A 10,382-nucleotide genomic window follows, 5' to 3' on the forward strand; every position below is an offset into this window, starting at 1 on the left:
AGCAGGACGCGGGCTTGGTGGCCGGCAACGATGTGGCCATCGTCTCGGCGCAGGACCAGAGCAGCGAGGCGCACAGCAGCGCCCAGAAGAAATCCGGCTTCAGTGCCAGCTTCTCCGGCGGCGTGGCCAGCCTCGGCTACGGCAAGTCGCGCAGCAGCAGCGACAGCAGCACCGAGAGCACCACCCAGGTAGCCTCCGCGGTCGGTGCCAAGAACGGCAATCTGCTGATCAGTGCCGGCGATCAACTGACCATCGGTGCCTCCGATGTTGCAGCGGGCAAGGACCTGACCCTGGCGGCCAAGGACATCGCGCTGCTCGCGGCACAGGACACGGTGGACAACCAGTCCAATCAGTCGAGCAAGTCCAGCGGCTTCTCCATCGGCGTGACCTACGACCCGGCCGCGGCGTATCGCAGCGCACGCGATTCGGCGACCAGCAACATGCCCGACAGCGGCTCGACCATGGGCAAGCCCAGCCGGCGCGCCGAGGGCGATACGGCCGGCACAGCGGCCGCGCTCACGCCGGTGGTGATCCAGGCCGGATCGCACAGTTCCACTGCCGGTCAGAACGACAGCACCAGCACTGCGCGGGTGAGCCAGGTCAGCGCCGGCGGCAACCTGGCCCTGCTCGCCAGCGACGGCTCGATCACCAGCCAGGGCACGCAACTGTCGGCCGAGGGCAACGCGCTGTTGCTGGCGAGCCAGAACATCGACCTGGGCGTGGCGCATACCACCGAGTCCAGCGGCAACGACAGCCGCGGCAAGGGCTGGAGCTTCAACAACGCGGCGGGCCTACCGTTCGGCAACTACAACCAGAAGGGCAACGGCAACGGCCAGACCGACACCATCACCGGCACGCAACTGTCTGTGGGCGGCAACGCCAACCTGAGCACGACCCAGGGTGACATCACCCTGACCGCCAGCAATATCGCGGCACAGGGCGATGTGACCATGCACGCCGCCGGCGACCTGACCATCCAGAGCGGGCAGGACACCGCTGGCAACGCCAATGTCTCCGACAACAAGGCGATCGGCACGGTGGTCATCTCCGACACCGAGCGCTTCTCCGGCTATCACACCGAGAAACACCGCGACGACAACGCCACGGTGACGCAGGTGGCCAGCAGCGTCGGCAGCCTGGGCGGCAACGTCAACCTGAGCGCGGGCGGCACCTACACGCAGAGCGCCAGCAACGTGGTCGCGGCCAAGGACGTGGACGTGACTGCCGCGTCGATCCAGTTGCTCACGGCCAACGACAGCCACGCCGCGTCCTCCCAGGACGACACGCTCAAGATCGGTGCGTTCGCGCGGGTGAAATCGCCACTGATCGACCTGATCAACAACGTCGATGCGGCACGCAACTCCGACGGCAGGCTGTCGGCGATGCAGGGCATGGCGGCAGTGGCCAACGGCTATCAGACCGCCAGTGCGATCAGCAGCATCGCGCAAAACGGTGGCAGCGGCGCGCTGGTCAGCGTGGAAGCAGGCGTGGGCTACGCCACCAGCACGGAGAAGTACAAGGCCGGCAGCCAGACCGCGCAAGGTTCGACCATCAGCGGCGGCGGCAACATCAGCCTGACCAGCACCAGCGGCGACCTGCACGTGGTGCAGGGCAACCTCAAGGCCGGCGACACCCTGAGCCTGGACGCAGCACGCGACAGGCGGTGCACTGGTCGGCGCTGGTGGTGAGCTGGCGGCCCAGTACCTGACAAAGACGCTCTACGGCGCCGATGCCAAGCCCAGCGATCTATCCGAGCAAGACAAGCAGACGATCCTTGCGCTGTCGCAGGCGGTTGGCGCGCTGGTGGGCGGGATGACAGGCGGCCGTCTGAGCGACGTCGCGGTCGGCAGTGCGATCGCGCGCAATGCGGTCGAAAACAACCGCATGCTGACGGATACAGAAATCAACCGGATCAAGGAACTAAGCAAGGGCGATGTCCAGCTGCAGGCGGACCTCACTGCTGCTGCGTGCGCACGAGTGAAATGCTCAGCACAATTTGCAGATGGAACTCCAGAAAAAGCGTTCTGGGGTGCACTCGAAGCGAAGGGAGCGGGCGATGAGTACAAGCAGCTAGGCGACTTGCTCGCGGAGCAAATTTACCAGGACTACAGTTCCTATACTGCCGCGAAAACAGGGATCCCCTCTGAAAAACAACTTTTTGATTACGACTTAGGGGATGCCGCAAAAGATGGTGTAATCAAATGGGATAACAGTAATGGGCATCCCTTGGCTCGCTTGGGCGGTGTGCTGCAAACAGCGGCGGGCTCTGCGGCCATTTCGACAGGTGCAGCAGGATGTGCAGAGACGGGCATTTCATGTTTGCTCATACCTTGGGGGGCCGATCAGGCTGTTGCCGGCGCTAGAACCGTAGCGACCGGTGAGACAACGTCAACGTTAGGCGGGATGCTGCTGAGCAAAACAGGGTTGCCAACGCCTTATGCAGAAGCGCTCTATTCCCTGGTTGGATTTGTTCCGTCCGGTGTGGTTCCCGGTCTGGGAAGGTCAGCCACCACTTTGCCTATAACTACTCTTGAGCCGGTAAATGCCTTGAAGCCGGTGGGTGAGGTTGCTGAAGCGGCGGGTGGCACGACAGGAAGAACGGTTCTGCGCTGGGGTGACGACGTTTCGTCGTCGAATATCACGGCTGATGTACCGAGAGGTAATGCGATCGACACCTCTGCCTTGAGCGGTTTTCCGGAGCTTCCTCCGGGCTATCGCAACATGAACTCGGCGGGGGCAGCAGCTAATGAGACTGGCGGGCTCCCGAAGGGATTTAGGCGGGTATATGATTCTGAAGGTGATCTGGTTATCCAAGGGCCAGGTGGTGAAATCTATGCATCCGAGGAAGCCCTTAAAACTGCAAGAAGTTCGGCTCCTTTGGAATCAAAAGGCCCTGGTAGTTCATTGGTGCCTCGTCAGGGAAGTGTTTCCTTTGAGAGTGGTAAAACATTTGAGAGTCTCAGCGCTTCGGAGCAGGAAGGTTTGAAAGCTATCCAAAATCTTGGTTACGATGTCTACGTGCCTTTGGAGGCAAGCAAGAAAGGTGTATCCGGCGTGCCAACAGCTGAATTCAATGTTCAGGGGCTTGGCATGGTGGATGTTTATTCGCCAACCAATTTGAGTCCAGTAACTATTGCTCGAGAAATCGAGAAAAAGGTATTTCAGGGGCAAGCTAACTCGGTTATAGTTGTAGTTCCTGAGGGTTTTAGCAATGTGGATATGTATAAGGCAGCTGCTGCTGCCTTTGGAAAAAGCAGAGGTGGAAAATCGATTCCTTTGAATCAGGTGATCTTTTCACAAGGAGGGAAGACTATTCAACTAGATAGGCGTGCTATTAACAGTTTGCTTGGAGGTAAGGGTGGCTAAATTCTCGTGCAAATGTTCTTATGTCATTAGCCTTACCAACTCCCCGGTTCCGGAACAATTAACTATAGTTCCAAACGCGATTTTATATGAGTTGGCGGAAGCGGCCGAAAAGAGTGAGATTTCTTTTGATGGCTTTTTTAGTCGGATAGATTTGGCTGGCCTCGATGCTATAGCTTGCCCCGCATGTGGTCGAATATGGATAAGGAAACCAGAGGATTCGGAGTATTGGTCATACATCAGGGAGAATGAATAAAACCTAAGGTGGAGTGATGGCATATTAAGCTGGCTATTAAGAAGCCTAGATCGGCACATTCCACACCCTGAGTCTGGACGCAGCGCGCGACCTGGTACTGGAGGCAGGCAAGTCCTCGGGCTCGGAACAGAGCAAGGGCAGCAACGCCGGATTGGAAGTGGGCGTGGGCGCCTCGGTCGGCGCGCAGACCGGCGTCTATGCCTATGTGCAGGCCAGCGTCGGCAGTCACTCCTCCAACGCCGACAGCGCGACATGGAAGAACACGGAGCTGGCCGCGCAGAACATCGCCCTCACCTCGAAGGGCGATACCACGTTGCGTGGCGCGGTGGCCAAGGCCGACCGCATCGACGTGCAGACCGGCGGCGACCTGACCATCGAGTCGTTGCAGGACACCTCGAACATCCAATCCAAGGAGAGCGGCTATGGCGGCCGCATCCAGGTGTCCTTCGGCACCGCCTGGGACGCCAGCGGCTACGCCAGCACGGCCAAGGCCATCGGCAACTCCACCGGCGTGACCGAACAGTCGGGCCTGTTCGCCGGCAAGGGCGGCTACCACGTCGACGCAGGCAACGTGAACCTGATCGGCGGCGCCATCGCCAGCACCAATGCGGACAACAGCGAACTGACCGCCACCTCGCTGACCTTCAGCGACCTGCAGAACCGAATGGGCTACTCGGCCAGCTCCGGCAGCCTCGCTGGCGGGTTTGGTAGTAGCGGTACTGGTCAATCGTCTACCGGGGCCGATGGCAGCACGGTGGGCGGGCAGGCACGAGACATCGGCAACACGATTGCCAACGGCAACTACGGCTCAGTCAACAGCGGCGGGCTGGGCGGCGGACTGCCGATGTCCCAGAGCGGCAACGACAGCACGACCACGCGCGCCACGCTGACCGAAGGCAACATCACGATCGGCGGCAAGCGCACCACGGCGGCTGAGACGGGCATCAACACCGATGCCAGCAAGGCGAACGAGGCGCTGGCGACGCTGCCGGACGTGCGCAAGGTGTTGGCCGAACAGCAGGCCATGGGCGCGGCGGCCGGGACGGTGCTGGAGGCCAGTCGGCAGGTGGCAGGTGACATCGCGGCCAGTGCGGCACAGAAGACCGCCGAGGCGCGCGATGCCTACCTGAAAGGCCTGAACGGGGATCAGCAAGCGGCGTTCGCGAAACTGGATCCAACTCAGCAACAGGATCTGTTGCTGAGCCAGAGCGCAGCCTACCGAGATGCCTATACCAGCCAAACGCAATGGGGCACCGGCGGCGAGTACAGCCGTGCGTTGCAGGCAGTGACCACCGCCCTGGTGGGCGGGGTGTCGGGCCAGAGCGGCACGCAGGTGGCGAGCAACGCGCTGGCGCCATATGCGGCACAGCTGATCGGGCAGACATTCGACGCCAACCATGGCAGCGATCCGAATGAGGCTGCGCAACTGCTGTCGCATGCATTGCTGGGTGCTGTACTAGCCGAAGCCAACGGCAGTTCAGGCGCAGGAGGTGCGCTGGCTGGAGCGGACGGCGAAGCTGCAGCGCAATACCTAACCAAGACGCTCTATGGCGCTGACGTCAAGCCAAGCGATCTGTCCGAGCAGGACAAGCAGACGATCCTGGCGTTGTCGCAAGCGGTCGGTGCGCTGGTCGGCGGAATGACGGGCGGGAGTTTGAACGACGTAGCGGCCGGCAGCGCGATCGCGCGTAATTCTGTGGAGAACAACTGGCTAAAAGCAGACGAAAATAAGCTTAAAAAAGAAGTTCAGGCCGAATGTGGTCCCCAGAATCCACTTGCCTGCCAACTGCTTGAAGAAATTGTCAAGTTGGATAAGACCCGAGACGAAGGCTATGCCGCTCAGGTCGCGCTGGTGAACGCCCAGATGGACGCGGAAGGAGGTCAGCACTCGCAGGAGCGATTCGACCAACTAATGGCGAGCTACTAGGCTGCCAACGGCGTGGGCGGTTCAGAGGACGCCATCCCTGATAGCACGGTGTCCCGCACATTCCCGAATAATGGGCAGAAACTCTATAGCGCGCTGGACAATATGCCAGGTGGCATGTATGCCCTTGTCCCTGGGGCAGCGCTCTTGCCAGGTGTCCTAAAAGGGGCCGGTGATACCGTAGCCGGGTGGCAGGACGTCTTTAATAGCGGACTCGCCACCAACTATTTCACTGGCGAGTCAGTATCGGGCACGGTTGCTTTCGAAGCGCGTTTCATGTCGGCAGTCACGCTTACAGAGATAGCATTGACATGGGGTGGAAGCACTGCTGCACGAACGGCGCTCAAAGAAGATGGTGAAGCAGCAGGTAGCGCTGGGGAGAGATCGGCTCTTCGTTCGGTTGATGATTTCACTTCGTCGAATGTTGCTACCGATGCGATAGATGGCCGCGTTAGCACATTGGAACCGAGTAATCCAAATAGCATAAGCCTCAAAAGAAATGGAGATCGTCTAACAATAGATCAGGGGAGTACGCCGACTTGCGGACCGACTTCGTGTGCTATGGTGCTTGATACTGCTGGCAGACCAGTGAATCTCAAGCAATTAATAGTGCAGGCAGATGTTCGTGCCAACGGAACGACAATGCCTAAGCTTGCGGAAGCTTTGAATGCAAACGGACTTGAATCACGAAGAGTTCTTAATGTAACGATAGATGACCTCGCAAATGCTACTATGAATGGCGACCCTGCGATCGTGCGAATGAGCCTTGATAGAGGCGGGCACGCGGTAGTAGTTGATGGTGTTACAGTTCGGAATGGTCAAAAAATGGTTGCTATACGCGATCCTGCACTTGGTAGGCAATACTTCACTCCGGTGGACGAGTTTATGAAGAAATTCTCCGGCGAAGCTATTTTTACAAAAAATAAAATGAATAAATTTTCAAAAGAAATTTTCGATATGAAATTTGACGAAGTTGTTAAGATATTTGGCGAAGAAATATCTATCAACTCTGTTTTAGTGATTGAAGGAGGACGCTGCTACTTAACGACAACGACCGAAAATTATCAAAACAATCCTAAAATTGAAGTTTTTTGTCCGGGTTTAGAGGAAAAATTAGATTCCTTGGTTGGTGGATGGATAGGAGGAGCATCGTACTGCGATGAAGCTATAGTCGTTGGGAAGCTCTTTAAATCTACGGTTCGTTCAAATTTTGCATCCATCTATGAGGTAAAAGAAATTTCTTTATTGAGGGATGGAAGCGCTCATCTTGTGAAGTTTTAGGAATTGCAATTATTTTATTTGCAATTTTATTTTTTATAAAATCTATGTTTATGATGCCCTGATGCAGAATGACAACTGGATGAGAACCTAGCGAGAGTCGCCTGCAGCTGGGCTGTTGAAGCTCGGCGTGGATCCGCAGTGGACCCAGACCCGTCTGAGCGACGGTTTCTACGAACAGCGCCTGATGCTGGACCAGATCACCCAGCTCACCGGCCGCCGCTACCTGAGCAACTACGCCGACGGCGTTGCCCAGTACCGCGCGTTGCTCGACGGCGGCGTCGCCGAGGCCGGCACGCTGCACCTGAGCGTGGGCGTGGCGCTGACCGCCGACCAAGTCGCCGCACTGACCCACGACATCGTGTGGATGGTGGAAGAGGTCCAGGGCCAGAAGGTGCTGGTGCCGGTGGTATCCTGTCGTCGAAGACCGCGCTGACCCTGCGCAGCGACGGCGCATTGCTGGCCAGCGACAACGGCGACGTCTCGCTCAACGCCACGGCCGGCCTGAGCAACACCGGCACCATCAGCGGCGCCAATGTCAGTGCCACCGCCGGCAATCTGCTCAACCAGGGCCGCATCGTGTCCAGCGGCACCGTGGCGCTGCAGGCCAATCAGGACCTGCTCAACCTCGGCGCCCAGATCGCTGGCCGCGACGTGTGGCTCAGCGCTGGCCGTGACCTGACCAGCAGCACCAGCGGCGATGCCATGAATGGGCGCTCCAGCATCCTGGCGCAGGGCAACCTGCTGCTGCAGGCCGGCCGCGACATCAGCTTGACCGGAACCACCGTGCAGGCGGGCAACAGCGCCGCGCTTCAGGCAGGGCGCGACCTGATCCTGCAACCCACTGCCAGCACGCATGAGAAGGGGGAATTGCACGATGGTGCCGGCACCAGCCTGACCGTCGGCAACAACCTGTCCCTGCAGGCCGGCAACGACTTGCAACTGCATGGCGTGGCGATCGCCGCCGGCGGCGACGCCGCCCTGCAGGCCGGCCACGACCTGTCGCTGACCCCGGTCACCGACGCCAACGGCAAGGCCACGGTGCGCACCAGCATCGCCACCGGCGGCAGCCTGCAATTGGCCGCCGGCAACGACCTCACCATCCGCCAGGCCCAAGTGAAGGCCGATGGCAACCTGATCGCCGCGGCCGGGCACGATCTCAACGTGACCTCGGTGCTGGGCGACAGCCGCACCGTCACCGACGAGACCCGCCAGGGCAAGACCAGGGTCGTCACCACCACGACCACCCAGGACATCGACCAGCAGGCGCTCAACGCCGGCGGCAACCTGGTGCTCAGCGCCGGCCACGACGTCAACCTGACCGCCGTTAAACTCGACGCCGGTAATGGCCTGGCCGTGGTCGCCGGCAACGACCTCAACAGCACCACGCTGACCACGGTCGACAGCAGCACCACCCTGGAGACGCGCAAGCGCAAGGACATGGCACCGAGATCGGTGCGGCAGCAGCCCGCAGAGCCGAAACTCTCAAGCAGTATGCTTCGCCCCTGACCAGCAAGAAGCCAATACCATGACCGACACCGCCGCCGTTCCCGTTCTCTCCACCATCGAAGCCCGCGCCCTCGGCTGCCTGATCGAGAAAGAGGCGACCACCCCGGATGCGTATCCGCTCACGGTCAATGCGACGGTGGTGGCGGCCAATCAGAAGACCTCGCGCGAGCCGGTGATGACCTTGAGTCCGGGCGATGTGCAGCATGCGCTGCGGCAACTGGAGGGGCGCGGGTTGGTACGGCAGCAGTTCTCTTCGCGCGCCGAGCGCTACGAGCATCGGTTGGCGTCGGCGCTGGATCTGACCCAGCAGCAGGTGGCCTTGCTCGGCCTGCTGTTGTTGCGCGGCCCGCAGACCGTCAATGAGTTGCTGACGCGTGCCGAGCGCATGGCGCGCTTCGCCGATGCGGACGACGTCCGCCATCAGTTGGAACGGCTGGCGCAGCGCCAATTGGCGGTGCAGTTGCCGCGCGCCAGCGGGCAGCGCGAGGACCGCTACATGCATCTGCTCACCGGTCCGGTGGATGCAGAGGCGTTGGCGGCGACGTTCAAGGCGCGGCCGGCGGCGTCGGGGAACGACGAACTGGAAGGCCGGGTGCAGGCGCTGGAGGCCGAGGTGGCGGAGTTGCGCGAGATCGTGGCGCAGTTGCAGGCGCAGCGCGGATCCGCGTGATGCGGTGCGGGTGTCCTCAAAAGAGAGCCTCCCGTAGATACGGAGGCTCACGCGTAGGAGCGGCTTCAGCCGCGATGCGCTCTACAGGGGATGCCCGTCGCGGCTGAAGCCGCTCCTACAATCGCGACGACAGATCTCGCTACGTCACGACAAAGGCGCATTGCTAAAGCACTTGGAATACCCCAAGTCGCTCATCGAGCGCATAGCCCGCGATCGCAAGATCATCCCACCGCCACCTGCGGAATCACCGCCAGCATATCGGTCACGCCGACATCCGCACCCGCCTGGCTGAGCAAGGTGGTGGCCTGGCCGCGATGGTGGGTCTGGTGATTGAAGAAGTGCAGCAGCAGGTCGCCGAAGCGCCGGCAGTGCGACTCGCCACGGGTGTTGCGATAGCACAGCGTCACATCGAGGTCGTCTGGCTGCAGTTCCGTCATCCACGCGGCGATCGTCGCATCCAGGGCCTCGCGTTGCGTCCGCAGGTCCGCCAGGCAGTCGGCCTGCGACGTATCCAGGGTGGCCGGGACTGGTTTGGCGGCGATGGCCCGCAGGGCCGGGTGGCGTGCCGGATGTTGGGCGAAGCGCTGCAGCCAGATCGTGTCGGCCACCACCAGGTGGTTGAGCGTGCCCAGCAGCGATCCGAAGAAGGCGCCGCGTGGCTCGGCGATGGCGGTGTCCGGTAGGGTCGCGGCCGCGGCATAGAGACGCTGGTTCATCCACTGGCTGTAGTCGGCGAACAGCCGCAGTGTGTGCAAGGTGTCCATACTCAGGCGTGCTCCTGGGGTGCGTACAGTTCGCACAAATAGAGTTCGACCTCGGCCGCTTCCGGGCTCAGGCGCACGCGTCCCTGGGCGACAAAGCCCAGCGCGGCGAGCAGCCGCAGCGAGCGCGCGTTGCCCGGGGATACGATCGCGTAGACGCGCGGCATCGCTAATACGCTGCGCGCGTACTCCAGCACCGCGCGCGCCGCCTCGCTGGCGTAGCCGTGGCCCGCGTAGGGTTGCAGCAAGGCATAGCCCAGGTCGGGCGCGGGCAGGGTCGGCCGCAACACCAGCCCGGCCACGCCAAGCCAGGCGCCGTCGTCGCGACGCTCCACCGCATACAGGCCGAAGCCGTGCTCGGCGTAGCTGCGCACCGAGCCATCGGCGAGATAGCGGCTAGCCTGCGCTTCGTCGCGCACGCCGCGGTCGCCGATGTGCGCCAGGAAGCCGGGGTCGTTGAGCAGGGCCAGCATCGGCGCGGCGTCGCGCTCGGGGTCCAGCCGGCGCAGCAGCAGGCGCGCGGTCTCGATCACGGTGGACATGCAGCGCTCCTGTGGGTGGGGCAGCCAGCGTGGCGCCGCGGCAGCGGCTTGGCAAGCGGTGCCTTCGCCAGGCGACTCG

At 61.4% G+C, this 10,382-nt stretch carries 7 protein-coding genes and 1 pseudogene; 6 read left to right on the top strand and 2 right to left on the bottom strand.

The genetic code is table 11. From position 1 onward, the window contains the following. The first annotated feature begins 17 nt into the window (after window positions 1–17). The 6 genes and pseudogenes from RAB71_RS01035 to RAB71_RS01060 all read left to right on the top strand — a co-directional run bounded on the left by RAB71_RS01035 (window position 18) and on the right by RAB71_RS01060 (window position 9,000). Entirely contained in the window at window positions 18–1,688 is a 1,671-nt protein-coding gene (locus RAB71_RS01035; RefSeq protein WP_234006508.1) for a hemagglutinin repeat-containing protein, read from the top strand. Window positions 1,689–1,779: 91 nt separating this feature from the next. Next, complete coding sequence (locus RAB71_RS01040; RefSeq protein WP_234006634.1) at window positions 1,780–3,366, top strand: VENN motif pre-toxin domain-containing protein; 1,587 nt, start codon at window positions 1,780–1,782, stop codon at window positions 3,364–3,366. A gap of 350 nt (window positions 3,367–3,716) precedes the next feature. Continuing rightward, on the top strand, window positions 3,717–5,546 hold the full coding sequence (locus RAB71_RS01045) for a hemagglutinin repeat-containing protein (protein ID WP_234006635.1): 1,830 nt from the start codon (window positions 3,717–3,719) through the stop codon (window positions 5,544–5,546). Window positions 5,547–5,594: 48 nt separating this feature from the next. Then, a complete protein-coding gene (locus RAB71_RS01050) occupies window positions 5,595–6,824 on the top strand; it encodes a cysteine peptidase family C39 domain-containing protein (protein WP_138985696.1) in 1,230 nt (409 codons plus the stop codon). Between the two features lie 127 nt (window positions 6,825–6,951). Beyond that, window positions 6,952–8,255, top strand: a pseudogene (locus tag RAB71_RS01055) (hemagglutinin repeat-containing protein); the annotation flags it as partial. A gap of 94 nt (window positions 8,256–8,349) precedes the next feature. Further along, a complete protein-coding gene (locus RAB71_RS01060) occupies window positions 8,350–9,000 on the top strand; it encodes a YceH family protein (RefSeq protein WP_010340303.1) in 651 nt (216 codons plus the stop codon). 221 nt (window positions 9,001–9,221) lie between these two features. Here the strand turns inward: RAB71_RS01060 and RAB71_RS01065 are convergent, their stop codons facing one another. Beyond that, window positions 9,222–9,764, bottom strand: coding sequence for a DinB family protein (locus tag RAB71_RS01065; RefSeq protein WP_010340302.1), 543 nt, complete (start codon window positions 9,762–9,764; stop codon window positions 9,222–9,224). 2 nt (window positions 9,765–9,766) lie between these two features. After that, entirely contained in the window at window positions 9,767–10,303 is a 537-nt protein-coding gene (locus tag RAB71_RS01070; protein ID WP_010340301.1) for a GNAT family N-acetyltransferase, read from the bottom strand. Window positions 10,304–10,382: the final 79 nt, after the last annotated feature.

The organism is Xanthomonas sacchari (assembly GCF_040529065.1).
GTDB lineage: Bacteria > Pseudomonadota > Gammaproteobacteria > Xanthomonadales > Xanthomonadaceae > Xanthomonas_A > Xanthomonas_A sacchari.